Origin of the sequence: Saliniferula longa (assembly GCF_050789285.1) — a bacterium.
In the GTDB taxonomy this organism is placed as follows: Bacteria; Pseudomonadota; Alphaproteobacteria; order Rhodobacterales; family Rhodobacteraceae; genus CAVPWP01.
The window spans coordinates 339,084-364,008 of sequence record NZ_JBOUVX010000002.1; the positions used below are offsets into that span (position 1 = coordinate 339,084).

General features: G+C 66.5%; 24 protein-coding genes and 1 tRNA gene. 12 read left to right on the forward strand and 13 right to left on the reverse strand.

Annotated features, from left to right (window positions below; genetic code table 11):
• Window positions 1–24: 24 nt before the first annotated feature.
• Both ACRDNQ_RS08160 and ACRDNQ_RS08165 read left to right on the forward strand, forming a co-directional pair.
• Complete coding sequence (locus tag ACRDNQ_RS08160) at window positions 25–579, forward strand: ActR/PrrA/RegA family redox response regulator transcription factor (protein ID WP_431828160.1); 555 nt, start codon at window positions 25–27, stop codon at window positions 577–579.
• Entirely contained in the window at window positions 576–935 is a 360-nt protein-coding gene (locus ACRDNQ_RS08165) for a hypothetical protein (protein ID WP_431828161.1), read from the forward strand. Before ACRDNQ_RS08160 ends, ACRDNQ_RS08165 begins: the two co-directional genes overlap by 4 nt.
• Before the next feature lie 3 nt (window positions 936–938).
• On the opposite strand, the gene ACRDNQ_RS08170 is transcribed toward ACRDNQ_RS08165, so the two are convergent.
• Complete coding sequence (locus ACRDNQ_RS08170; RefSeq protein ID WP_431828162.1) at window positions 939–1,802, reverse strand: LysR family transcriptional regulator; 864 nt, start codon at window positions 1,800–1,802, stop codon at window positions 939–941.
• A gap of 98 nt (window positions 1,803–1,900) precedes the next feature.
• On the opposite strand from ACRDNQ_RS08170, the gene ACRDNQ_RS08175 reads away from it, so the two are divergent.
• Window positions 1,901–2,089, forward strand: coding sequence for a hypothetical protein (locus ACRDNQ_RS08175; RefSeq protein WP_431828163.1), 189 nt, complete (start codon window positions 1,901–1,903; stop codon window positions 2,087–2,089).
• A gap of 76 nt (window positions 2,090–2,165) precedes the next feature.
• Here ACRDNQ_RS08175 and ACRDNQ_RS08180 read toward each other — a convergent pair whose 3' ends face one another.
• Window positions 2,166–2,729, reverse strand: coding sequence for an HD domain-containing protein (locus tag ACRDNQ_RS08180; protein ID WP_431829090.1), 564 nt, complete (start codon window positions 2,727–2,729; stop codon window positions 2,166–2,168).
• 166 nt (window positions 2,730–2,895) lie between these two features.
• On the opposite strand from ACRDNQ_RS08180, the gene ahcY reads away from it, so the two are divergent.
• The 3 genes from ahcY (at window position 2,896) to ACRDNQ_RS08195 (ending at window position 5,558) form a co-directional block, all read left to right on the forward strand.
• A complete protein-coding gene (ahcY, locus tag ACRDNQ_RS08185; RefSeq protein ID WP_431828164.1) occupies window positions 2,896–4,290 on the forward strand; it encodes an adenosylhomocysteinase in 1,395 nt (464 codons plus the stop codon).
• A 64-nt stretch (window positions 4,291–4,354) separates the two neighbouring features.
• Window positions 4,355–5,149 carry a transporter gene (locus tag ACRDNQ_RS08190; RefSeq protein ID WP_431828165.1) on the forward strand — a complete coding sequence of 265 codons (795 nt, stop codon included), beginning with the start codon at window positions 4,355–4,357 and terminating at the stop codon, window positions 5,147–5,149.
• A gap of 67 nt (window positions 5,150–5,216) precedes the next feature.
• On the forward strand, window positions 5,217–5,558 hold the full coding sequence (locus tag ACRDNQ_RS08195) for a DUF2853 family protein (protein WP_431829091.1): 342 nt from the start codon (window positions 5,217–5,219) through the stop codon (window positions 5,556–5,558).
• A 192-nt stretch (window positions 5,559–5,750) separates the two neighbouring features.
• Here the strand turns inward: ACRDNQ_RS08195 and ACRDNQ_RS08200 are convergent, their stop codons facing one another.
• From ACRDNQ_RS08200 to tsaD, 4 genes are read right to left on the reverse strand one after another with little or no spacing between them, the layout of a single operon-like run.
• Window positions 5,751–6,170, reverse strand: coding sequence for an EVE domain-containing protein (locus tag ACRDNQ_RS08200; protein WP_431828166.1), 420 nt, complete (start codon window positions 6,168–6,170; stop codon window positions 5,751–5,753).
• Window positions 6,170–6,442, reverse strand: coding sequence for a YciI family protein (locus ACRDNQ_RS08205; RefSeq protein ID WP_431828167.1), 273 nt, complete (start codon window positions 6,440–6,442; stop codon window positions 6,170–6,172). Before ACRDNQ_RS08205 ends, ACRDNQ_RS08200 begins: the two co-directional genes overlap by 1 nt.
• Window positions 6,443–6,445: 3 nt before the next feature.
• A complete protein-coding gene (locus ACRDNQ_RS08210; RefSeq protein ID WP_431828168.1) occupies window positions 6,446–7,405 on the reverse strand; it encodes an NAD(P)H-dependent glycerol-3-phosphate dehydrogenase in 960 nt (319 codons plus the stop codon).
• Window positions 7,402–8,487, reverse strand: a complete 1,086-nt coding sequence (gene tsaD, locus ACRDNQ_RS08215; protein WP_431828169.1) for a tRNA (adenosine(37)-N6)-threonylcarbamoyltransferase complex transferase subunit TsaD — start codon at window positions 8,485–8,487, stop codon at window positions 7,402–7,404. Before tsaD ends, ACRDNQ_RS08210 begins: the two co-directional genes overlap by 4 nt.
• Window positions 8,488–8,556: 69 nt before the next feature.
• Here tsaD and ACRDNQ_RS08220 point away from each other — a divergent pair, with 69 nt between their 5' ends.
• The 4 genes from ACRDNQ_RS08220 to ACRDNQ_RS08235 all read left to right on the forward strand — a co-directional run bounded on the left by ACRDNQ_RS08220 (window position 8,557) and on the right by ACRDNQ_RS08235 (window position 12,440).
• The gene (locus ACRDNQ_RS08220) at window positions 8,557–9,279 is read left to right on the forward strand and encodes a uroporphyrinogen-III synthase (protein WP_431828170.1); all 723 of its coding nucleotides are present in this window, start codon (window positions 8,557–8,559) and stop codon (window positions 9,277–9,279) included.
• Window positions 9,280–9,883: 604 nt separating this feature from the next.
• The gene (locus ACRDNQ_RS08225; RefSeq protein WP_431828171.1) at window positions 9,884–10,816 is read left to right on the forward strand and encodes a COG4223 family protein; all 933 of its coding nucleotides are present in this window, start codon (window positions 9,884–9,886) and stop codon (window positions 10,814–10,816) included.
• A 12-nt stretch (window positions 10,817–10,828) separates the two neighbouring features.
• Window positions 10,829–12,322, forward strand: coding sequence for a heme biosynthesis protein HemY (locus tag ACRDNQ_RS08230; RefSeq protein WP_431828172.1), 1,494 nt, complete (start codon window positions 10,829–10,831; stop codon window positions 12,320–12,322).
• A gap of 42 nt (window positions 12,323–12,364) precedes the next feature.
• Window positions 12,365–12,440: transfer RNA gene (locus ACRDNQ_RS08235), tRNA-Thr, on the forward strand.
• A gap of 291 nt (window positions 12,441–12,731) precedes the next feature.
• Here the strand turns inward: ACRDNQ_RS08235 and ACRDNQ_RS08240 are convergent.
• A complete protein-coding gene (locus tag ACRDNQ_RS08240; RefSeq protein ID WP_431828173.1) occupies window positions 12,732–12,887 on the reverse strand; it encodes a hypothetical protein in 156 nt (51 codons plus the stop codon).
• A 394-nt stretch (window positions 12,888–13,281) separates the two neighbouring features.
• Here ACRDNQ_RS08240 and ACRDNQ_RS08245 point away from each other — a divergent pair, with 394 nt between their 5' ends.
• Both ACRDNQ_RS08245 and ACRDNQ_RS08250 read left to right on the forward strand, forming a co-directional pair.
• On the forward strand, window positions 13,282–14,199 hold the full coding sequence (locus ACRDNQ_RS08245; protein WP_431828174.1) for a hypothetical protein: 918 nt from the start codon (window positions 13,282–13,284) through the stop codon (window positions 14,197–14,199).
• A gap of 223 nt (window positions 14,200–14,422) precedes the next feature.
• Entirely contained in the window at window positions 14,423–18,190 is a 3,768-nt protein-coding gene (locus ACRDNQ_RS08250; protein ID WP_431828175.1) for a beta strand repeat-containing protein, read from the forward strand.
• Window positions 18,191–18,323: 133 nt separating this feature from the next.
• On the opposite strand, the gene idi is transcribed toward ACRDNQ_RS08250, so the two are convergent.
• The 6 genes from idi to ACRDNQ_RS08280 all read right to left on the reverse strand — a co-directional run bounded on the left by idi (window position 18,324) and on the right by ACRDNQ_RS08280 (window position 24,868).
• Complete coding sequence (gene idi / locus ACRDNQ_RS08255) at window positions 18,324–18,854, reverse strand: isopentenyl-diphosphate Delta-isomerase (protein ID WP_431828176.1); 531 nt, start codon at window positions 18,852–18,854, stop codon at window positions 18,324–18,326.
• A complete protein-coding gene (locus ACRDNQ_RS08260; protein ID WP_431828177.1) occupies window positions 18,851–20,059 on the reverse strand; it encodes a geranylgeranyl diphosphate reductase in 1,209 nt (402 codons plus the stop codon). The genes idi and ACRDNQ_RS08260 overlap by 4 nt, the downstream gene beginning before the upstream one ends.
• Before the next feature lie 2 nt (window positions 20,060–20,061).
• Window positions 20,062–21,345 carry a BCD family MFS transporter gene (locus ACRDNQ_RS08265; RefSeq protein ID WP_431828178.1) on the reverse strand — a complete coding sequence of 428 codons (1,284 nt, stop codon included), beginning with the start codon at window positions 21,343–21,345 and terminating at the stop codon, window positions 20,062–20,064.
• Window positions 21,342–22,265 (reverse strand): chlorophyll synthase ChlG, encoded by a 924-nt coding sequence (chlG, locus tag ACRDNQ_RS08270; protein ID WP_431828179.1) that lies wholly within the window; start codon window positions 22,263–22,265, stop codon window positions 21,342–21,344. Before chlG ends, ACRDNQ_RS08265 begins: the two co-directional genes overlap by 4 nt.
• A 171-nt stretch (window positions 22,266–22,436) precedes the next feature.
• Complete coding sequence (gene ppsR, locus ACRDNQ_RS08275) at window positions 22,437–23,849, reverse strand: transcriptional regulator PpsR (protein WP_431828180.1); 1,413 nt, start codon at window positions 23,847–23,849, stop codon at window positions 22,437–22,439.
• Window positions 23,850–23,887: 38 nt separating this feature from the next.
• Window positions 23,888–24,868 carry a cobalamin B12-binding domain-containing protein gene (locus tag ACRDNQ_RS08280; protein WP_431828181.1) on the reverse strand — a complete coding sequence of 327 codons (981 nt, stop codon included), beginning with the start codon at window positions 24,866–24,868 and terminating at the stop codon, window positions 23,888–23,890.
• Window positions 24,869–24,925: the final 57 nt, after the last annotated feature.

Consider the following 24,925-nt stretch of genomic DNA (forward strand, 5'->3'; position numbering starts at 1 on the left):
GCGAAAATCGCTGAAGGGGACCGCATGGCCGAGGACGCGCAAATCGACATCGTCGGGGACAAGTCCCTTCTGATCGTGGACGACGACGAGCCGTTTCTGAAACGGCTTGCGCGGGCGATGGAAAAGCGCGGATTCGACGTCGAAACCGCGGAAAGCGTGGCCGGCGGCAAGGCGGTCGCGACGGCGCGTCCCCCTGCCTACGCCGTCGTGGACCTTCGGCTTGAGGACGGCAACGGTCTTGACGTGGTCGAGACGATCCGCGAACGCCGCCCCGACAGCCGGGTGGTGGTTCTGACAGGCTATGGCGCGATCGCCACCGCAGTGGCGGCGGTCAAGATCGGCGCGACGGACTACCTGTCGAAGCCTGCCGACGCCAACGACATCACCGCCGCCCTTCTGTCGGACGGCGACGCCCTGCCGCCGCCGCCGGAGAACCCGATGTCGGCCGATCGCGTGCGGTGGGAGCACATCCAGCGCGTCTATGAACTGTGCGACCGCAACGTGTCCGAGACGGCGCGGCGGCTGAACATGCACCGCCGCACCTTGCAGCGCATCCTCGCCAAGCGCAGCCCCAAGTGATCAGGTCCACCGCAGGGGTCGCAGCGCTTGTGCTGCTTGCCGCCTGCGCGCCGTCGTCCGGGCCCTCGCCCGCGTCGAACCGGGCGGCAGCCGTCGGACTGGTGCCGGATGCGCTGGGGCTGCAGCCGAACGGCACGGCCCTGCGGATCGACTTCGGTCGGGCCGAGCCGGGGATGATCCCGGCGGTCTCGCGCCTTCTGGGCGAGGCGCCGGCCTTTCGTGGCGCGGTCGCCGGCTGTGCCCTGACCGCCGCCCGCTGGGACAACGGCCTGACGCTTTGGTTCGACCGCGGGTCGTTCGTCGGCTGGACCGAGGTCACGGGCGCCTCGGCGGGTCGGGTCTGCGCCGCGGCCTGAGGCTCAGGCCTCGGACTTCAGCCAGCGAATGAAGGTTCGCAGCGCAGGTTTCTTCGGCCCCGGCCGTGTCACGATCCAATAGCCGAAGTCGCCTTCCTTCGGCGGGGTATAGACGATGCGCAGACGCCCCGCCTTGAGGTCGGCCGAGGCAAGGGCGGTCAGCTCGACGAAAAGCCCCAGCCCTTCGCGGGCGGCAAGGTTCGCCAGTTCCTCGGTCGGCATCTCGGTCACGTCGAGCCGGTCGGGATCAAGTCCGAGGCTGCGCAGCCAGGCCATCTGTTCGGGCCAGCCGGCCTCGGTGATCCAGGGCATCTCCTGCATCTCTTCGATGGTCAGACGCTCACGGTTGCCCGCGAGCGACGGGGCGGCGACGATCACGTCCTGGGTCGGCAGGAACATCTCGGCCTCGGCCCCCGGCCAGCCGCCCTTGCCATAGCGGATGGCAAGGTCATAGCCGTCCCGGTTGAGGTCGCGCACCCGGTCGTCGGGGTCGAGCGTCAGGGCGATCTCGGGGTGCTGGCGCCAGAACTTGCCGAGCCGCGGCATCAGCCACTTCGATGCGAAGGATGGCGTGATCGTCAGCCGCAACGGGCGGTCCTCGTCCTCGGCGGTGATTTCCGTCAGCGCGGTGCTGATCGCCTTGAAGCTGTCGGTGAGCGTCTGCGCCAGCCGCGCGCCCTCGCCGGTCAGGGCCAGCCCGCGTCCGTCGCGAAAGGCTAGTGGCACGCCCAGACCGGCTTCGAGCGCGCGGACCTGCTGCGCCACCGCGGCATGGGTGACGTTCAGCTCACGCCCGGCGGCCGAAAAGCTACCGGTGCGGGCCGCGGCCTCGAAGGCGCGAAGGGCGGTCAGGGACGGCAGGCGCATATGTAACTTCTGCTAACAAGTCTGAAAGTTTTCTGACGTGCATATGGCGGATAACGCACCATATAGCAACGGCACACGATCTTCAGGAGGACTAGAAGATGTTTAACCTTATCGGAGAAGCCCTGCTGATCGCCGCCCGTATGGACCGTTCGTTCGAGCGCAGCCGGCACCGCCATGACGCCGCCCCCCAGGGTCACGAGACCCCGAGAGACGTGCATGGCCACACGCCGCGGGACACCGCCCCCAATCGGGGCCTGTCCAACCGCGCGAACGAGGTCCGCAAGTGACGCTCAGCAACCGGCCGCGCAGCGCTGCGAAAAGTTCGTAGCCCGCGCGGTCGGCAAGCGCCCGCCCACCCCTGCCTCAGATCAATTCCATCAGCGCCGCATGCCGCGCCAGATAGGCTTCCCGCACTTCCGCGGGCGGCCTCGGCGTGATCCGCCGACCAAGAACGATGGGTCCCGGCGGCTTGCCGAAAAAGCGATCCGCCTCGTCCCTTTCGAAACCTGCGATCTGCGTCGCCTCGAGCCATGCCGACACCTTGTCGGCCGCCTTGATCGCCTTCTTCACGTTCGCCGGGATCTCGGCCGGCAGGCCGAACCGCAGGTGCACGGCCGCCGACAGACGCGCGTCGAGCGCCCCGTATCCCGGCCCCACCGCCGCCTTTACTGGCGAGATCATGTCGCCGATGACATATTCCGGCGCATCGTGCAGTAGCGCCGCCAGACGCCAGCGCGGGGGCTGGCCGGGCGACATGGCCCCGAACAGCTCTTCCACAAGCAGCGAATGCTCGGCCACCGAATAGGGCCAGTCGCCCAAGGTCTGCCCGTTCCAGCGGGCGACGAAGGCAAGGCCGTGCGCGATGTCCTCGATCTCGACGTCGACCGGGGTCGGATCCAGCAGGTCAAGCCTGCGCCCCGAAAGCATCCGCTGCCATGCCCGTGCTGTTCGTGCCACGTTGGACCCCGGTGTCCCCTGCCTCGGGCCGGGCCTAGCCCAGCCAACCCCCTGTGCGCAACAGCGTGCCGTTGAACTTGCCGCCCTGCCCGGCTATGTCGCCCGTCGACAGTGATGATTTTCGCAGGAGCGGACAATGGCCCAGGACTACATCGTCAAGGATATCTCTCTGGCCGATTTCGGCCGCAAGGAGATCGCGATCGCCGAGACCGAGATGCCGGGCCTCATGGCGTTGCGCGCGGAATACGGGGCGGCGCAGCCGCTCAAGGGCGCGCGCATCGCCGGGTCGCTTCACATGACGATCCAGACTGCCGTCTTGATCGAGACGCTGACCGCCCTTGGCGCGGACGTGCGCTGGGCGTCGTGCAACATCTTCTCGACCCAGGACCACGCTGCAGCGGCGATCGCCGAAGGCGGCACGCCGGTCTTCGCCATCAAGGGCGAAACCCTCGTCGACTACTGGGCCTATACCGACAAGATCTTCCAGTTCCCGGACGGCGGGGCGAACATGATCCTTGACGATGGCGGCGACGCGACGCTGTACATCCTGATGGGCGCGCGCGTCGAGGAAGGCGAGGACGACCTGATCGCGGTGCCCACCAGCGAAGAGGAAGAGGCGCTGTTTGCCCAGATCCGCAAGCGGATCGCCGAAACCCCGGGCTGGTTCATCAAGCAGCGGCACATGATCAAGGGCGTTTCGGAAGAAACGACGACAGGCGTTCACCGCCTCTACAAGATGATGGAGAAGGGGCACCTGCCCTTCCCGGCGATCAACGTCAACGACAGCGTCACGAAGTCGAAGTTCGACAACAAGTACGGCTGCAAGGAATCGCTGGTCGACGGCATCCGCCGCGCGACCGACACGATGATGGCCGGAAAGGTCGCCGTGGTCTGCGGCTATGGCGACGTGGGCAAGGGGTCTGCCGCCAGCCTGCGCGGCGCGGGAGCACGGGTGAAGGTGACCGAGGTCGACCCGATCTGCGCGCTTCAGGCCGCCATGGACGGCTATGAAGTGACCCTTCTGGAAGACGAGGTGAAGACCGCCGACATCTTCATCACCACGACCGGCAACAAGGACGTCATCCGCATCGAGCATCTGCGCGAGATGAAGGACATGGCGATCGTCGGCAACATCGGCCACTTCGACAACGAGATCCAGGTCGCCAGCCTGAAGAACCACAAGTGGACGAACATCAAGGACCAGGTCGACATGATCGAGATGCCCTCGGGCAACCGGATCATCCTGCTGTCCGAGGGCCGGCTTCTGAACCTTGGCAACGCCACCGGCCACCCGTCCTTCGTGATGTCGGCCAGCTTCACCAACCAGGTCCTCGCCCAGATCGAGCTTTGGACGAAGGGCGGGGAGTACGAGAACAAGGTCTATATCCTGCCCAAGCACCTCGACGAGAAGGTCGCGATGCTGCATCTGGGTCGCGTCGGTGCAAAGCTGACCATGCTGCGTCCGGACCAGGCCGACTACATCGGCGTGGCGCCCGGGGGACCGTTCAAGCCGGAACACTACCGCTATTGACGCTGTCGTTGACCAGCCCTCACGGATAGGCGAAGCTTCGGCTGTCTTATCCGGAGGGCTGGCCATGTCGCGTTCGCTATTTGTGGCGCTTGCAGTGTCTTTCGCAGCGGCTGGGGGCGGCGCTTCCGCCCAAAGCGCGTCGGACCTTGCAAAGAAGCTTTCGAACCCTCTCGCCGCCCTGGTCAGCGTTCCCTTCCAGCTGAACTACGACGACAACATCGGCCCCGATGACGGCGGATCACGCTGGACCCTGAACCTCCAGCCCGTGTTCCCCTTTTCGATCGGCGAGGACTGGAACCTGATCTCGCGCACGATCCTTCCCGTCGTGTCGATCGACGGGATTCCCCCGGGTGCCGGTTCGGACCTTGGATTCGGAGATACCGTTCAAAGCTTCTTCTTCTCGCCCAAGGCGCCGACCGCCGGCGGCTGGATCTGGGGTGTCGGTCCGGTTCTGCTTCTGCCGACCTCGTCGGGGTCGAGCTTCGGACTGGGGGAATGGGGCGGGGGCGTCACCGGTGTCGCCTTGCGCCAGCAGGGCCCATGGACCTATGGCGCGTTGGGCAACCACATCGTCAATTTCACCGGCGACACCGATCTCAACCAGACCTTCCTTCAACCGTTCGTGTCCTACACCACGCCCACGGCATGGTCCTTCACCCTGAATTCGGAGTCGACCTACGATTGGGAAGCCGAGGACTGGTCCGTTCCCATCAACGCCCTTGTTTCGAAGATGGCGACGGTTGGCAGCCAACCCGTCAGTTTCGGGGCGGGTGCGCGGTATTGGGCGGACTCGACGCCGGGCGGACCCGAGGGCTGGGGCGCGCGGTTCGTCGTGACGCTTCTGTTTCCCAAGGGTTAGCAAAGTTGGTCAAATCCGCGTAGGGTTTGCCTGACCCTGCGTCATGGCCGGGCCAAGGGGGGCACGGATGGGGCGGCGGGACGATCTGATCGCGACTTACGCCGAAGATCTTCGCGAGAAATGCGGGATCGAGCCCGACATGGCGCTGCTTGACCGGGTGACGGCCGCCTGTGGCCCGTTGATCTATGATCCCGTCGCTGCGACGGTCGACCCGACGGACCGCGCCGACCTTGAAAGGATCGGGCGCAATTTCCTGATGCGCAAGCTTGGCCTCGACGAGGGACCGGACCTCATCGAGGCGATCGAGACCGTTCTGGAGATGTACGGCCCGTCCGAACCGGCCAAGAAGCGCGTGGTCGTCTATTACATGCTGGTCAAGCACTTCGGCCGGGACAGGGACTTTCCCTGACAGGGTTGCCCGCCGGAATTGAGCCAAGTTTTATGGGCTTTCCATTTGGCATGCGGCCCGCTTTTGCGGTAGGACTGACGACGGAAGGCCAGGATGGCCGGACCCTTTATCAGACGCGTGCGGTGAGCGTGGCACGTGGGGTGGTGGAGGGTTCCGGCAGGTCCGGAACCCTCCATTTTCATTCCATAGGGGTCACTCTGTCAGACCGCCAAGCGCGCAGATGATCCGCCACTCTTCGTCTGTCACGGGCTGCACCGACAGCCGCGAGTTGTTCACCAGCACCATCCCGGCCAGCCGTGGGTCGGCCTTGCACATCTCAAGCGTGACGGGCCGCGTCATGTCGCGAAGCGCGCGGATGTCCACGCATTCCCAGCGCGGGTCGTCGGTGGTGCTGTCGGGGTGCGCCTCGGCGCAGACCTCGACGATGCCGACCACGGCCTTGTCCGTCTGCGAGTGATAGAAGAACCCTTGGTCGCCCAGCGCCATCGCCCGCATGTTGTTGCGCGCCTGATAGTTGCGCACGCCGTTCCATTCCTCGCCGGCGGACCCTTTCGCCTTCTGGTCCTCCCAACTCCACGTGTCGGGTTCGGACTTGAAAAGCCAGAACGCCATCAGCCGATCACCCGCTTCCACGGACGGATCGTCACGCTGTCGAACAGCCCGGCCTTGCCGTAGGGATCGCCCGCGGCCCAGGCTTCGGCCGCGGCCATGTCGGGAAGGTCGAGAATGATCAGCGAGCCGACCATCTCGCCGGCGTCGTTCAGGAACGGGCCCGCCTGCGCGACGCAACCGGTCGCGTCGATATAGGCCAGATGGGCGGCGCGGTTTTCCTGCCGGATGGGCAGCGCGCCGGGCTTGTCGAGCGCGATCAGGGCGTAGAGCATCGTTCAGGTCTCCTTCTTGAGCGGGCGGGCCATGAGGGCGGCGGCAGCGTCATCGACCGTGATCCGCCCATCGACCACCGCCGCGACCATGTCGGTCAGCGGCATCTCGACCCCGGCGGCCTGCGCGCCAACCGAAACGGCGCGCGCCGTGGCGACGCCTTCGATGGTGATGCCGTCGGGAAGGCCCATGCCCCGGCCCAGCGCAAGGCCCGCGGTGAAGTTGCGCGATTTCTCGGAGGTGCAGGTCAGGATCAGGTCGCCAAGGCCCGACAGGCCGGCCAGCGTCTCGGCCCGGGCCCCTGCGGCCACTGCGAAGCGCGTCATCTCGGCGAAACCACGGGTCACGACGGCCGCGCGGGCGCTGTCGGCAAGGCCGGCGCCGATCGTGATGCCCGCCGCCAGCGCGACGACGTTCTTCAGCGCACCGCCAAGTTCGGCCCCGATGACGTCGTTGCTGAGGTAAAGACGCAGCGTCGGCGTCGAAAGCCGCGCCTGCAGATCCGCGCCGTCATCCGTCGTGGCAAGGGTCAGCGCGGTCGGCAGGCCGCGCGCGATATCGGCGGCAAAGCTGGGGCCAGTCAGCACTGCAAGCGGCGAAGAGGGGCAGAACCGGGCGACAAGCGCGCTTGGCCGCAGCCCCGAGGCAAGGTGGACTCCCTTGCAGCACAGAACCAGCCGGCGTCCATCGATGGCCGCGCCATGGGCCGAAAGGAACGCGTCAAGCAGTTGCGTCGGCACCGCCAGAAGCACGGTATCCGCGTCGATATCGGCAATTTCAGCCGTGATCGTGACTGTCTCGGGCAGCTCCGCCCCGGGAAGGTGGCGATCGTTGCGCCGGTCTGTGCGCAGCCGCGCCGCCTGGTCGTGATCGCGCGCCCAAAGCGTGACCGGCCCCAGCGCCCCCAGCGTGATCGACAAAGCCGTGCCGAAGGCGCCCGCGCCGAGAATGGCGACCCCGGTCATGCCTTCGCTCCCTTCCTGCCGCCGCCCAGAAGCGCGGGGCTTGTCGCATCAAGCGGCCAGCGCGGGCGGGTCGCGAAGTGGTGTTCGGGGGGGATACCGGCGCGGATGCGCTCGATCCCGGCCCAGGCGATCATCGCGGCGTTGTCGGTGCACAGCCTGAGCGGCGGCGCGACGAAGGGCAGGCCGGTTGCCTGGGCGACGGTGCGAAGGCCGTCCCGGATCGCGCCGTTCGCAGCGACGCCGCCGGCCACCGCGAAAGCCGTCAACCCCGGCCCGGCAGCGTCGATCGCCCGCCGCGACTTTTCACTCAGGACCTCGGCCACGGCCGTCTGGAAGCCGGCGCAAAGATCGGCGCGATCCCCTTCCGTCAGCCCGCCCTGGTCCGCGACAAGCGCGTCGCGCGCCCGCAGGATCGCGGTCTTGAGCCCGGAAAAGGACAGATCGCACCCCGGCCGGTCAAGCAGCGGACGCGGAAAGGCGAACCGCACCGGATCGCCCGTTGCGGCGCAGACTTCGACATGCGGCCCGCCGGGCTGGGGCAGGCCAAGGATGCGCGCGGTCTTGTCGAAAGCCTCGCCCGGGGCGTCGTCGATCGTTCCGCCAAGGCGAAGGAAGGCGTCGGCGCCCTCGACCCGAAGAAACTGGCAATGTCCGCCCGAAACGAGAAGCATGAGATAGGGAAACGCAAGGCCATCGGTCAGCCGCGGCGTCAGGGCATGACCGGCCAGGTGGTTCACCGGGAAAAGCGGCAGTCCCGCTCCGGCGGCAAGGCCGCGGGCGAACATCACGCCGGACAGAAGCCCGCCGATCAGCCCGGGCCCCGAGGTCACGGCGATCCCGTCAAGGTCCGAAAGGCGCGTGCCGGCGTCATTCAGCGCGCGCTCGGCCGCATGGTCGATCCGTTCGGCATGGGCACGGGCGGCGATTTCGGGCACGACCCCGCCGAAGGCCGCATGCAGATCGGCCTGGCCGGACACGACCGACGACAGGATTTCTGGGCCGCGATCGGAAAGGCGCACGACCGCGGCCGCCGTGTCGTCGCAGCTTGTCTCGATCCCCAGAAGCGTGATCATGTCGGACATCGGAGCCGATTGTTCCCTCGGTTTCGGGCAGGTAACACTGCGCATCCGCCCTTACAACAGGAGCGCCGCGTGCCCAAGGTGCCCCCCATTCTGCTTCTGACCCGTCCCGCCGCCCAGTCGGAGCGGTTCTTCGCCCAGTGCGAAGCGGCGCTTGGGCACCCCGTCGAGGCGATCGTCTCGCCCGTGATCGCCATCGTCGCGCGTGAGTTCGACCACGACGCCTCGGGCCTTGCCGGCGTGATCTTCACTTCGGAAAACGCGGTTGCCGCGCTGGGGGACGCACCCTGGCGGACCGGCCTGCGGGCGTGGTGCGTGGGGCGGCAGACCGCCGAGGCGGCCGCCGCCGCCGGCTTCGATGCCGTTTCCGCGGACGGTGACGCCGCCGATCTGGTGGCGCTGATCCTGGCGGACCGGCCAGAGGGCCCGCTTCTTCACCTGCGGGGCGCTCATGTCGCCGACGATACCGCTGCGCGGCTCACCGCTGGCGGCGTCCCGACAAAGGCCGTCGTGATCTATGACCAAGTCGCGCAACCGCTGACCCCTGCGGCGCGGCGCTGGCTGCGCGGGTCGGATCGGCCAGTGCTTCTCCCACTGTTTTCGCCCCGTTCGGCCCGCCTTGTTCGGGATGAGGCGCCCGAGATCGGTCCATCGGTGATTCCCCTTGCGATGAGTGCGCGGGTCGCCGCCGCCTGGGGCGCCGGCCCGCCCTTCGCGAAGATCGCCCGGGAACCGACCGCCAACGCCATGCTTTCCCTCGTTCGGGGCGAATTCGGGAATGACGCGGCTTGTTGACCCTTCGGGGCGGGGCTAGGTTACTTGGGACCCTGCCTGTCAGGCGAAGTTGACGGATCAGCTGGAAGAGGCGCCGCCCGTGGCACGTTCGAGAAAGCCCAAGTCACCCGAGACCCCGGCAAGCGGGGACGAAGAAATCGCCGCGGTCGCGCCCACTTTGCCCGAGACGGGCTCGGAACCCCCGGCTGACGCAAGCGAAGCCCCGGACCCCACGGACAATCTGTCAGAGGATGCGCCCGGCGCCGAGGCGCCTTTGCTTCTGACCGAGGATGTCGACGCGGCGGCAGACCCAGGAAAAGAGAGCAAAGCAGATACGGTGGCAGATGGTGACGCGCCGGCCGATCTTGCAGCCACTGACCGAGCAGGGGACGAAGCCGCCGTTGCCGACTCGACGATGGAGTCCGAGGCTCGTTCAGAGGCAGAGGCAGAGGCAGAGGCAGAGGCAGAGGCAGAGGCAGAGGCAGAGCCAGAGCCAGAGCCAGAGCATTCTGCCGCCATGACGGCTCCTCCACCGGCACCGGCGCCTCGCGGACCGGGCTTTCTTCCCCTGTTTCTTGGTGGTGTCGCGGCCGCCGCGCTGGGGTTTGGGCTTGCGCGCTATGGCATGCCTGACGGATGGCCGACCGCGAACCGCGGCCCGGCGACCGATGTCATCGCCGCGCTTGACGCGCAGACGGCCCGCGTCACCGCCCTGGAAGAACAGCTGACGGCACTGACCGGACAGGTCGCCGCTCTGGCGGAACGGCCCGCGTCAGAGGCCGCCGCGCCCCTCGATGTCGATGCCCTGCGCGCCCAGATCATCGCCGGTCTTCCCGCGTCGACCGACGCGGGCGCACTGGAGACGTTGCAGGGGCGGATCGACGATCTTGCTGCAAGGATCGAGGCGCTTGCCGCCGAGCCGGGTGTCACTGCCGCCCCGACGGACGACCAGATGGCGGACTTCCAGGCCCGCCTCGACGCCGCCGTGGCTGAGACGCGCGCCCAGATCGAGGCCGCCCAGGCCGAGGCCGCGCGGATCGAAGCCGAAGCGGCCGCCGCGGCGGAACGCGCCGCAGCCGCTGCGGCTTTGGAACAGATCGCGGCGGCGGTCGATACGGGTGCCGGGTTTGCCGACCCCCTCGCCATTGTCGCGGCGGCCGGCGCCGAGGTTCCTGCCGTCCTGTCGGCGGGTGCCGAAGGCGGAGTGCCCACGCTGCCGGTGCTTCAGGCCGATTTCCCCGATGCGGCCCGCGCCGCGCTTGATGCCTCGATCCGGGCAAGCGAGGCCGGCACGGCCATGGACCGCGCCATCGCCTTCCTGCGCACCCAGACTGGGGCACGGTCGCTTTCCCCGCGCGAGGGCGACGACCCCGACGCCGTGCTGTCGCGCGCCGAGGCCGCCCTGCGCGACGGTGATCTTGCCGCGACCCTATCCGAGCTGTCAGGCCTGCCCGAGGCCGGCCTCGCCGCCCTGGCCGACTGGAAGACCGCCGCCGAAACCCGGCAGGCCGCGCTGGACGCCCTGTCCGAGTTGCGCAGCCGTATCGAGACGAATTGAGGACGAACACCCATGCTCTGGTCCCTTCTGAAGATCGTCCTTTTCGTCTGCATCGTGGCCGGTCTCGCCCTTGGCGCGGCCCATCTGATGGAACTGGGCGCGGGGCTGCGCGTGTCGGTCGGCACGATGGAGTTCACGTTCGGCCCGCTGCAATCGATCATCGCGATCCTGCTTCTGCTTCTTGCCGCCTGGGTCGCCCTGCGCGTTGCCGGACTGGTAGTCGCCGTCTTCCGCTTCCTCAGCGGCGACGAAACCGCGATCACGCGCTGGTTCAGCCGCAACCGCGAGCGCAAGGGGTTCGAGGCCCTGGCCGACGGCATGATGGCCCTTGCCTCGGGCGAAGGGCGGGTGGCCATGACCAAGGCCGCCAAGGCCGAGAAATACCTTGGCCGGCCCGAACTGACCAATCTTCTGTCGGCCCAGGCCGCGGAACTGGCCGGCGACACCAGGAAGGCGACCGAGGTCTACAAGCGGCTTCTGACCGACGAGCGGACCCGGTTCGTTGGCGTGCGCGGGCTGATGAAGCAGAAACTGGCCGAAGGCGACACCGAGATGGCGCTGAAGCTTGCCCAGAAGGCCTTTGCATTGAAGCCGCGCCACGAGGAAACGCAGGACACCCTGCTGCGCCTTCAGGCCGACACCTCGGATTGGGAAGGCGCCCGCAAGACGCTTGCCGCCAAGCTCAAGCACGGCAGTCTGCCGCGCGACGTCTACAGGCGCCGCGATGCCGTCCTTGCCCTGTCAGAGGCCAAGGACATCCTTGACGAAAACGCCACCATCGAGGCGCGCGAGGCGGCGATCGAGGCAAATCGCCTGTCGCCGGATCTGATCCCCGCAGCGGCGATGGCGGCGCGTGCCCTTGTGGCCGAGGGCAAGCACCGCAACGCCTCGCGCGTTCTGAAGAAGGCATGGTCGGTGCATCCCCATCCCGACCTTGCCGCGGCCTTCGCCGAGATCGCGCCCAACGAAACCCCGAAGGCCCGTCTGAAGCGCTTCGAGGCGCTGACGAAGCTTGCGCCCGAGAACCCCGAAACGCGGATGCTTCTGGCCGAACTGAACATCGCGGCCGAGGATTTCCCCGCAGCCCGGCGTGCGCTGGGCCCGCTTGCCGAAACCGATCCAACGGCGCGGTCGCTGACCATCATGGCGGCGATCGAACGGGGCGAGGGCGCCGAGGATGCGGTCGTCAAGGGTTGGCTGGCCCGGGCGCTGAGCGCGCCGCGCGGACCCCAGTGGGTTTGCGACAGTTGCCATGCGATCCACGTGGCCTGGATGCCGGTCTGCGACAACTGTGGCGGCTTCGACACCCTGTCCTGGACCCGTCCGCCGAAGGAAAGCGGGCTGATGCCCGCGGGCGCCGAGATGCTGCCGCTGATCGTGGGCAAGGTCACACCACCTGCCGCGCCCGAGTCCGCCGAGGTAGCTGTCGTCGAGGAGGCGGTCGTCGTCGATGAGGCCGCGGCCGAGGCGGCGTCGAGTGACGAGACGCAAAAAACCCGAACTTAGGGCTACCACCCTGCGCGAAACCTTGGTAAGAGCCGCGCCGGCGCCGCTGTAGCTCAGCTGGTAGAGCACGTCATTCGTAATGATGGGGTCGGGGGTTCGAGTCCCTTCAGCGGCACCACTCACCAAGAGAAGAAGTAATTTGCTCAATGCGTTGAGCAAATTTCGTCGCGATGAGACCCCCCTCGCCCTCTTTCCGACGGTAATGCCGCTTTTGAAAAGCGCCAACGTGAACCGCGCCGGCACCAAACGCGCCCCTGCAAGGTGCCACAACGCGCCGACACCCGCGATTGCCGGCGGGACCAGCGGCAAGGCAGTGACCGCCGGATCGTCGGGGCTGCCCGATCAAAAGCACGTCGATGGGCCCGGCAGATACCAACCTTTAGCGCCCCTGCGTCGCCTATCGGACGTGTCACTGATCCGAGGCAAGTCCCGAGGTGACCGACACGGGTTCCGCAACCGCGACAGGCGCGTCCCATTCGGTCACGCCGATATGGACGCTGACGCCGAGGTCGACGATGGAGGCAAAGCTCTGCGCTCGGCCGTTGTCCGGGTCGAAGTCGCTCACCTCCACCGACAGGGCCCGATTGGTACAGTCGCGCCATTGCCGCCGAAGACACTCTCGCGTCCGGAAGGTCACCCGTTCGTCGTGCGTGGCGCCGTCCGAAAAGGCGATGGTCCGCTCGATGATCAGCCCCTCGGCGAACGCCGCAAACGGTGCCGCGGGAATGACAAGAGTGCTGAGGGCCCGTTGTATCAGGTAGTTCCTGAACCCAGTTGGCCGCGCGAGGACTGGATTGAATCAAGTGCTCTGCTGGCCGTGGCACGTCGGCGGGTCCTGCGCCGGGCCGCAGGGGCGGTCGATCGCGGGCAGGGCGGTGAATGGACGCCCATGCCAGCAATTTCTCTTCTGGGAATCTCCCGCGTGCTCTACCCATCACGTGGCAGCAGGGAGACATGAGATGGATTGGCTGAGGACGCTTCCGGGAGTGGTCTTCTGGTGGGGCTGGGGGATGGTGGCGCTGCTTGCCGCGGGCTCGCTCTACGCGACGTGGTGGGCGCGTCGGAACGCCAAGGTGATCGGCGCGCAGACCCCGCGGGATGTGTCGGACCTTTCCGAAGGTCTCCACCTGGCCTGGGGCAGAACCGTCGGACCCGAACTTGCGGCCCCACTGACCCGGCGTCCCTGCGTCTGGTGGAAGGCCGAGGTCTGGGAGTCGGTGCGCGAAGCGGACGCCTCGGGCAAGTATCGCCACGTCTGGCGACAGATCGCGCAGGAAGAATCCGACCGACCGCTTCTGTTCGGGGACGACAGGACCTGGGCGGCAGTCTGGGCCAACGGCGCAACCGTGATGTCCTCGGAATGGTCGGACTGGCGTGGCCAGAACTTCCCGCCCGAGGACCGTTCGCCTCCCCTCAATGCCTCCGGCGCGCCGGGTGGCGGCATCCGGCATGACGTGCAGGGCACCTTTGGCCCCCGCTTCCGTTATGTCGAGCAGACCATCGGGATCGACGTGCCGTTCTTCGCCCTGGGCGAGGTCACCCGATCCGACCCCGCGCTGTACCAACCGGACGACGAAGACGATGACGATGCCGACCCGGACGCGGGCTTCGGGGATGACGGCGGGTCCGGGGATCTCTGGCGGCCCGAGCCGTCGCGCCTGGGCCAGTTCCCCACGCCCGACGACGTGATCGCCGCCGACATGTCCCGCGCGACATGGTCCGTTACGGCGGCGCGCGGAAAGCCGTTCCTGCTGTCGACCGATCATCCCGACGCGATCAGCGCCGAGCAGGAGCTTGGCGCCAAGGGCGGCCTGATCATGGGCGGCCTCTTCGCGGCGACTGCAATGCTGCTGCTCTGGCTGCGCTACGCGTCCTGACCGGTGCGGGGGGGGGCGCCTCGGAAGGGTCCGATGCGATCACCACAAATGCTTCATGGATCACAATTTTGTTTACAGAAACACTTTTCTACTGAACATGAGACGTGATGCGAGGCTCTGACGCGAGCGTCATTCAACCGGTGCACGCCGGGGAACGAGCGAACTTCCGGGCTGGCAGGTTCTGCCATTCTGATGTGTTCGCAACTTCTTTCCTGGTGAATTCATGGCTTTCATTACCGGTAACGACAATCCCAACCTTCTGAATGGGACCACGTCCGACGACATCATCCTCGCGCTGGGCGGAAACGACACCGTCTTTGCCGGAACGGGCAACGACAGCGTCGATGGCGGCGACGGCAACGATGTTGTCTATGGCGGTGGCGGTGCAGACACGATTGTCGGTGGCACCGGCGCGGATCTGCTGTTCGGCGAAGCCGACAACGACAGCATCCTGGGCGACATCGGAAACGACACGGTCAATGGCGGCGGCGGCGAAGACATCCTGCGCGGCGGCGCCGGGAGCGACTCGATCGACGGCGGCGACGATGATGACGCGCTGTTCGGCGATGACGGGATCGACACGCTGGTCGGCGGACTTGGCGCCGACCGCCTGTTCGGAGGCACGGGCAACGACCTGCTGATCGGCGACGCGAACGACGAATATCTGTACGGTGGCATCGGCAGCGACATCATCGAGATCCGGTTCAGCGGTTCGGCCGCGTTTCAACCGGGCAGCATCATCTCCGGGATAGATGGCGCCACGGAAACGCCGGGTGCAGTCGACACGCTGAAACTGTCGCCCCTGACGACTGTCAGCGCCTACATCGATCTGCGCCTTGCCGAGATCGTGAGTATCGAGCGGTTGGAAATCGCTGACCCCTCTGGGGCCGTCGCCTTTTTCTACGCCGAGTTCAATGCCCAACAGTTCGGTAGCGGACTTTCGAATTCGCTGTTCGTAAACAGTGAGATCGGGAATGCCACAATCCTCATCAACATGAATGGTGCCACCAGCCTTCTGTTGAACGCCTGGACCTTTGGCCCATCGTGGGGCAACAGCACCCAAGTAATCGAAGTACGGGGCGGGGCTGGAAACGACTCCCTCGTTGGCTCATCACAGAAAGATCACCTGTTCGGAGAGGGCGGACACGACACGCTGCGCGGCGGTGGTGGACATGACGCGCTGCAAGGGGGGGGCGGCAACGACGTTCTGGATGGGGGAACGGGCAATGACCTTCTCCTTGGCGGAGACGGGAACGACAACTTGTCCGGTGGTGCCGGAAACGACCATCTTCGCGGCAACAATGGCGACGATATCCTTTCCGACACAGATACCGAGCACTCTTCAAGCGAGTTTTCTGGTGACGCGGGCACCGACACGTTGGTGATCGCGAACGCGGTTGGGGCGCAGTTTCAGGGGGCATTGGTCCGGTCGATCGAGCGGCTGCAATTCTCGCAGGCCATCGCCAATGACCGCATCGCGCAGTTCGAAGCGCAGCAGTTCGACGGCGGCTACGGAAGTTTCACCACCACGAACGGTCTTGCCGCCAACCTGCACGTCATCGGCGCCGCGTTCACGCAGACCTCGCGCGAGATCGTCCTGGTCACCATGACGTCGGCCAATCCCGACCGCACGGTCACCGAGTTTTCCGCCGCCGGCTTCACCTTCGAGACCTGGGGCGGACAGGGTGAGTACGTCCAGATCGACGGCACGCCCATGCGCGATCGCATCGAAGGGTCGAGCGGCGCCGACCTGCTGCGCGGGTTCGGGTCGAGGGATACGCTGATCGGGGGCGCCGGCGCCGACACGCTGGACGGCGGTGACAGTTCTGAGGACGTAGCAGACTATTCGGCGTCGAACGCCGGGGTGACGATGGCAGCGCCCGGCACGATCACCGGCGGCCATGCTACGGGTGACGTGCTGATCGGGATCGAGAACTTCATCGGCTCGAACTTCGACGATGTGCTGCGGTTGGGTGCGACCGGACGGGACCTTGTCGGAAATGCGGGCAACGACAACCTGATCGGAAACGATCTGGAAAACGACTTCATCGGAGGGGCAGGCGCCGACACCCTGAACGGTGGCGGGGGCCTCGATCTTGCGGACTACAGCGGTTCGGACGCGGGCGTCACGATGTCCGCGGTGGGCGTCATCACCGGCGGACACGCCACCGGCGACGTGCTGATCTCCATCGAGAATTTCATCGGAAGTGCCTTCAACGATGTTCTGCGCAGCGGGCCCGAGAACAACCTGGTCCTCGCCCTTGCCGGCGACGACCAGGTGTTCGGAGGCGGCGGAAACGACGTTCTCGCCGGCGGCGACGGCAATGACACCTTGTGGGGCGAGGACGGCAACGATGCCCTCGAAGCCAATGCGGGGATCGACGCGCTGTATGGCGGGTCGGGGGACGATTCCCTCAACATCGAAAGCGGTATCCCGATCGGTGCGGTCTATGACGGCGGCGCCGGCAACGACCGTCTCCTTGTTAAATTCAATGGCATATTTGCATATTTGCAGTTTGCCACCATCACCGGGATCGAGTCCCTTATCTACAATCCGCTGATCGATTCGGGGCTGAACATCACCTTCGAGGCCAGCCAGTTCGTGGGCAACCACGGCAATCTGACGGTGACCAGCGGACTTTCCGAAACCCTGCAGATCACGGGGGCGAATGCCGGCGCGTTCGTCGATAGCCTGTGGATCAACATGGAACGCACCTCGGGCCCGCCGGCTACCACCCCCTCGGTCACCAACTTCTCGGCGGCAGGTTTCACCTTCTCGAACTGGGGCGCCGAGGATGTCGTGCGGATCGAGGGCACGGCAGCCAACAACCTTATCACCGGGTCTTCGCAATACGACCAGTTGTTGGGCGGAGGGGGCAACGATACGCTTCGCGGCGGCGCCGGAAACGACAGGGTTGAGGGCGGCGCCGGAAACGATCTTCTTTTCGGCGGAAGCGGCAATGACAGTCTTCTGGGGGGCATCAACCAGGACACGCTTTATGGCGACGCCGGCAATGACACGCTGGATGGTGGCGAGAACTCGGACCGCTACTTTCTTTCCGACGCGCTCGACCTCCTGAACGACACTGGCACCGTCGGCTATGACGAGGCCTTCATCACTTCGGTCACCGGGGTGAATTTCAACGCCTTTGTCATGAAGGGGATCGAACGGGTCAACGGGTTCGACGGCAATGACACCCTCAACGCCCAAACCGCGTCGACGGCCTGGGTCCTGTCGGGCGAGAATGGTGACGACCTTCTCGCGGCGAGTCCGCATGGCGATACCTTGCTTGGGGGCGCCGGAAACGACGTTCTGCTCGGCGGAGACGGCAACGACCAGATGCTTGGCGGAACCGGGAACGACAGCTTCTACGGCGGGAACGGCGACGACACGTTCTTCATCGGCGAATCCGGCGACTTCGTGGGGAACGGCAACGCCGGATTCGACAAGGCGCAGATCAACAACGCCGCGGGCGTGTCGATCGCGATCGGCACCTGGCTTGGGGTCGAGCGGGTGAACGGCTTCACCGGCAACGACGCGATCGACGCGACCGGCTATGCCTGGACCCTGATCCTGGATGGCCGCGGGGGCAACGACACGCTGATCGGCGGCAGCGCGAATGATCTGTTCTACGCCGGCGATGGGAACGATTCCGTCTTCGGCGGCGCGGGCAACGATGCGTTGATCGGCGATGCCGGCAACGACAGCCTGAACGGCGGCGCCGGCGACGACTTCCTGCTGGGTCTTGGCGGCGCGGATGTCTTCGTCTTCGACGATGCCTGGGGCAAGGATGTGGTGAAAGACTTCACCGACGGGGTGGACCGGCTCAACTTCGCGCTGCATTCGGGCGTCAACGCGCTGTCGGACCTGGTCATCCAGCAGTCCGGCGCGAACACCCGGATCACGCTGGCGACACCGGGTGCGGACGTGCTGACGCTGGCCGATTTCGATGCGGCCGACCTGAGCGCGGCCGACTTCCAGTTCGCCTGAACGCGGTCAGGTCGATGCGTGGCGTCCGTGGCTGCGCGACCAACACTCGCCGTGTCGGCAGCGCGTCGCGAAGACCGGGGATGGCACGCCGGGCCGCCATCGGCGGACCTGATCCGGGGCGTCGGCGTCGCCGTCAGGCCCGAACCAGGGACCCGAAGATGCGCGCCTTGTGCTGCTCCATGTAGATTTGCAGCCAGGGTGTGAAGCGCTCGGGCCAGCGCCCGATCTCGGCGGCCAGGTCGTAGATGTCGATCCAGCGCACCTCGGCCACTTCCTCGGGGTTTGGCGCGACCTTCAGGTCAAGGGTCGCCTCGGCCAGGAAGATATCCACCAGCTCATGTTCGATCAGCCCGGCGCCCACGTCGGCGCGATACTCCACCCTGTCGCGATGCGACGGGAAAAGCCCGGTGATGCCCAACTCCTCACGCAGCCGCCGCACGGCGCAATCGACGGGCGTCTCGTCCCACAGCGGATGGGTGCAGCAGGTGTTCGCCCAAAGGCCCGGGGTGTGGTACTTGGTCGCCGCGCGCTTCTGGATCAGCACCTTGCCGCCGGCCATCACGAAGACCGACACGGCCTTGTGGCGCAGCCCGCGGCGATGCACCTCGAGCTTCTCGACGGGGGTCAGGCGGCCGTTCACCCAGGCGGGGATCAAGTCGGTCATACGTAGGCTTCCGGTACCAGCCGGGTCAGGTGGGCAAGGTTCTTCAGCCCGATCTTGAGGTGCGCCAGCGGACGCGCCTTCACGAGCTTCTTGTTCATATAGGCTTCGAACGTAAGCTTCTGCACGTCGACATCGTGACACAGGCTGACGAACCGCTCGCGCCGCTCGTCGGACCGGTAATAGGCGTCCTGCATCGAGCGCAGCACCTTGAAGACGGTCTTGTGCTCTTTCATGAAAAGCTTCCGCGCCAGGGCAAGGTCGCGCGCCCGCCCCGAGGCAAGCGCCGCCTGTGCCGCCGTCGCAGCCACGCGCCCGCCGACCATCGCGTAATAGATGCCTTCGCCCGAGGACGGCGCAACCACCCCTGCCGCGTCGCCCGCAAGCACCACGTCCCGCCCGTTGTCCCAGCGGTCCAGCGGTTTGAGGGGGATCGGCGCGCCTTCCTTGCGGATCGTCTCGCAGTCGGTCAGACCCGCGGCGGCGCGCAGGTCCGCGGTGGCCTTCTTCAGGTCGAAATCGGGATCTTCCGTTCCCATCCCGACCGAGGCCGACGCTCCGTGCGGGAAAACCCAGCCATAAAAGTCGGGGCTGATCGCGCCATCATAGACCACGTCGCAGCGCGTGGGATCATAGGCGCGAAGATCCAGCGCCTCGCCCGGGCGGGCATTGCGCTCGGGTGCCTTTATGATCTCGTGATAGGCGATGACGTAGGGGATGCTTTCGCCCCCCGGCACCTCGGTCCGCGCCACGTTCGACCGCGCTCCATCCGCGCCGATCACGATCTTGCCCGTCAGCCGCATCTCGTTGCCCGAGACCTTGTCGCGGAACACGACATGGGTGCCGGTCGCGTCGCGCTCGATCCGCTTGAAGGTGCCCGTATTGCGGTGCGCCCCTGCCTTCGCCGCACGCTTGCGCAGGAACTCGTCGAAATGTTCACGGTCGACCATGCCGACAAAGCCGTTCTCGATCGGGATGTCGACCATCCGGTGCGTGGGCGAGATCATGCGCGCGGTATTGATCCGGGCGACAAGCTGGCTGTCGGGGATGTCGAAGTCCTGGATCAGTCGGGGCGGAATGGCCCCACCGCAGGGCTTGATCCGGCCTGCCCTGTCAAGGAAGGCGACCTTCCGGCCGGCCCGCGCCAGATCCTCGGCGGCGGTGGCGCCGGATGGCCCCCCACCGATGACGACGACATCGTAGACCATGGTCATTCTCCCGGAACCAGATGGGGCGACGACCGCGCGGGGGCGCGGTCCATGATGCGCGCGGCCATGACGGCCGCCGCGACGAAAAGAAGGGCCTCGGCGACGAAGACCGTACCGAAGGCCGTGGCGTCATCGGTCAGGCCGCGCATCGCGTCGGCCGCTGTCGCGCCCAGAAGCCCGCCGAAACCCGCGGCCATCGCCTGCGCGGCGCCCCACAGGCCCATGCGCGTGCCTTCCCGCTTGTCGCGGCCTTCGCTGGCCAGCGCCATCATCGACCCGATGGCCGCGACCGCGAACATGCCGTTGAAAAGGCCAAGCAGCATGACCGCCGGCACCAGCAGCGGCGCGCCCGTCTGACCGATCATCGAGATCAGCGCCAGGACCGCGGCCGACCCCAGGCACCCCGCCATCACCCAGGCCCGCAGGCTTCCAAGGCGCAGGCCGGTGGCGGCGATGCCCACGATCAGCATCCCAAGAAACACGCCACCGTTCTGCGCGCCGGCAAGCTGGGTGGATTGTCCCGGCGTGAACCCGAAGACAAGCCCGGCATAGGGTTCCAGGATCAGTTCCTGCATGAAGAAGGCCGTCATCGACAGGAAGACGAAGACGGTGAAGTTGCGCGCCCGCCGTTCGGCCCAGATCTCGGCCAGCCCGTGGCGGAAGGACTGTGCCTCGGGTTCGGGCCGGGTCTCGATGCCGCGGGCGACGCCCCAGACCGCAAGACAGGTCAGGACGAAGGCGCCCGACGTCACCACGGCCACGATCCTGAGAAGCAGTTCGGGGCTGTAGGGCTCGAGGAAGCGGCCCACCAGCACCGCGGTCATCGCGATGCCGAAGATCATCATCAGCCAGGTGATGGTGGCCGCCGCGGCCCGCCGCCGCGGAGCCGTCGCGGTGGCCAGAAGCGCAAGAAGCGAAGTCCCCGAGGCGCCGACGCCCAGTCCGATCAGGGCATAGGCCAGGATCGACAGCGCAAGGCCCGCACCGAAGCGCCCGTCAAGAACCGGGATTGCCGTCGCCGCCAGCATCGCGCCAAGGCCAAGCGCCGCCATGCCGCCGACGATCCATCGGTTGCGGTGCCCGCCCCGGTCGGACAGGAACCCCCAGTTCGGCCGCGTGATCTGGATGCCATAATGCAGCGCCACAAGAAATCCGGGCAGCACGGCCGGCAACGCAAGCTCGACGACCATCAGCCGGTTCAGCGTCGATGTCGTCAGCACCACCACCGATCCCAGCGCCATCTGCACCAGGCCAAGCCGGACGATGGACAGCCACGACAGCGTCATCCGCCGGCCCCAAGCGTGCGAACCGCGAAGGCGGTGATCATCATCCCGGTCACGTAAAGCGACACTCCGGTGGCATTGTACCAGGGCGCCTTGCCCTTGGGGTCGCGGAACAGAACCCGCATCGCCGCGACCTGCAGGGCCAGCACCACCGCCACCGCCAGCGCGTGCCAGGGCCGGCCCCAGATCAGCAGCAGGCAGACCACGATCATCTGCGGAACGATCATCCCGATGCAGGCGATCTTCGCCGCGACTTCGGGCCCCAGAACCACCGGAAGAGAGCGCAGGCCCATCTGCCGGTCGCCCTCGAGCGCCTTGAAGTCGTTCAGCGTCATGATCCCGTGCGCGCCAAGCCCGTAAAGCAGCGCCACCGCCACCACGGGAAAGGACGGCGCACCCAGGCTCAGAACCGCGGCGCCGGTGAACCACGGCAACGTTTCGTAAGACAGGCCGACCAACCCGGGGCCCCACCAGCCCGAGCGCTTCAGGCGCACAGGCTCGGCCGAATAGGCCCAGGCGGCGAGCACGCCGACGACCGTCGCGCCGAATCCCCAGGGCCCAAGCTGCCAGCCCACCGCCAGGGCCACGCCCGTCATCGCCAGCGCGATCCACAGCCCCCAGCGGCCAGGAATGCGTCCCGACGGGATCGGCCTGTTCGGTTCGTTGATCGCGTCGACATGGCGGTCGCACCAGTCGTTCGCGGCCTGGCTCATCCCGCAGACGATCGGCCCTGCCAGGATCACGCCCAGCACCACCACGCCCCAGGCCGCGCCCGGCCAGACGCCGGCCGACACGACGCCGCAAAGATAGGCCCACATCGGCGGAAACCAGGTGATCGGCTTTATCAGCTCGAGCGCCGCAGACGGCTCGGGCCAGCGCCTTGTCATCGCCACGGGTGAATGTAAATTGTCGCTGACACTCATGTGTCAACTAAACACTACACCCACGAGTCGCGCAACACCTTGGTGATCGTTCGGGCGTGGCAGAATGTCCCGCGCCTGCCCGCATGTTCTTCTCTTTGAAAACACTCCGGGGGGGCGCCGCGAAGCGGCGGCGGGGGCAGCGCCCCCTCTTGACCGCCATGATGCCGCGGCTCAGTCGCCGCGGCTGAGCAGACCGTATTTGCGCAGCTTGACGTAAAGGCTTTGCCGCGACAGCCCCAGCATCTCGGCCGCGGCGACGCGGTTGTTCCGCGTCAGCTCCACCGCCGTCTCGATGCACATCTTCTCGACGACCTCGGTCGTCTCGTTGACGATGTCCTTCAGCGTTGCCGACCCCACAAGTTCCATCACGCTGCGCACACTGTCGTCATTCACGGCGACCCCAGGCTTGCGCAGCGCCTCGGCGCGGCCGGCATCACGGATCACGAACACGAGGACCGGGTGCATCCGGTCGTTGAGGTAGGTGGCCGAGATCTCGACCGCTGTCTGCGTGCCGTATTCGGACGCAAGCTTCGTCGCGAAGAGCCGCATCTTGCCGCTGCGCGTGGCGTTCTCGATCAGCACCTTGGTGTCGACCGCCCCGCGCACAAGATAATCGGACAACGGCTTGCCCTTGACCACGGTCAGGTGCGGCGCATCGGCCATGTTCAGGAAGGCCTCGTTCGCGGCCCGGATGATGCCGTCCTTGTCGGTAAAGACGATGGCGTCCACGCCTTCCTGGTAAAGGCCCGACAGGTTCTCGGTCAGCTCGTCCACCGGCTGCTCGGCTTCATCGGTCGGCTCGATCCGGCACATCAGCATCCGTTCACCCGCCGCACGGAACACCGTTGGCGTCACCGTCACCGGCCGCCGGCTGCGCCGCGTCGTCAGCTCAATCGGCGCGCTCTGATCGGCGACCGCGGATGCCGACAGCGAGGTCATGAACTCGCCCCGCCGGCGGCTTTCGAACTCCTGCGCGAAGGCCGCACCCTGAAGATCGTCGACCGTCGCGCCAAGAAGCATCGCCGCGGCCGTATTCAGCTCGGTCATGCGCCCGCTGCCGATCGACACGAAGGCAATGGCGTCCCGACTTGATTCGAGAAGCACCCGGAACCGCGTATCCGCCTTTCGCTGCACCTCGTAGTCACGCTCAAGCGCCATCTGCGCCTTGACAAGCTGCTGCTGCATCTCGGCGATCTGCCGCATGTCACGGCCCAGCATCAGGATCGCACCGTCCGGCCCGATCTCGTGCAGCGAGTATCGCACGGGGTATTCCCAGTTCGAGGCGTCGGAGTGGTTCAGCTCCATCGCCATGTCCGGACCCTTGCCGGACACGAACCGTGACAGCTGGGTCTCGAGCTTCTCGATGCTTTCGGGCGTCAGGAAATCGCGGATGTCCCGGCCTTCCCAATGGTCGATGCGGCCGCGCCCGGGATGGCCAGGGTTGACCATCACGCTCAGCACCTTGCCGACATCGGAAATCACCACGGCCAGGTCCGCGGCATTGGCGATGATGTCGCCAAGCACGTCGGGCCCGATCAGCGGGATCGCGCCGGAATTCCAATACTTGGTTCCACGGGAACTCACGGCACTTCCTCCTGACGGCGTGCCGGACGCCTCATCCTCTACGCCGTATTCGCGCGCAGACCGGCGCCTTGAAGATATGTCCTCAGCCCGCATTTCAGCAGGGCATCCTGCGCATCGGTTGCAACATGGTCTGCACCGGTCAGAGTCCTGATCTCGCCCTCGTCACCAACGGCACGCCCGCCGATCACCACAGGTGTGGCGGTCACGGTGGCGTCGCGAAGTTTTTCGACCAGTTTTCTGACAGATGCAAGGCGCTCGGGCCTTGAGACCGAAACAAGGATCGCATCGAAGCGATCCTGCGCAACACTCTGAACGATTTCGGCCTCGGTCTGGCCGACGATCATCTGCACCGAGACGCCGGCGCGCCGAAGCTGCTGGCCAAGGACCATTGCGCCCAAAGTATGGAATTCGTTCTCGAGAACGATGACGGCGACGCCGGGCGCGTCGGCGTCACGGATCGCGTCGCCTGGCCCCTGCGCGGCCATCTCGCGCAGGAGGCACTGCAGCCGTGCGGTGCCAATGGTTACGTCGGCGAAGCTGCGGCGGTTTTGATGCCAGTCCTCGCCAAGGCGGCGGGCGACCTCCGGAATGTACTGATCGATGACGTCGTGGCTGCGCACGCGCGTGTCGCGCATGGCCGCAAGAACGGTGCCGGCCAGATCGGCCTCGTCGCGCAGCACGGCATCCTGCAAGGCCCTCACGAACTGCTCGGACAGGCGTTCGGTCGCGACGCGCCGACGCTCGGCCAGCGTTGCGCCGCCCCTTGCTGCGCTGCTGGACCGCGATTGCGTCTCTGCCGGCCCGAGGTCGATCGTGCCAGGATTTTCGACGATTTCTCTGAGTTCTTCCAGTCGCTCGGACATCAGGGACTCCTGTCGCCGGCATGCGGTCGACTCGGCTGAAGTTACCTTGCGCGCAGTCTCGGACACCGGCCGAGGAATGTCAAAGAAAATTGACATATTTGCCGATGGCGACGCTTCTCCGTCAGAACGGCAATTCAAAAAATCTAGCCTAAACAATTATTTATATCCGCTCTGGTCGCGTCCAAACCGCCTGCGGCCACTCGCGGGATACAG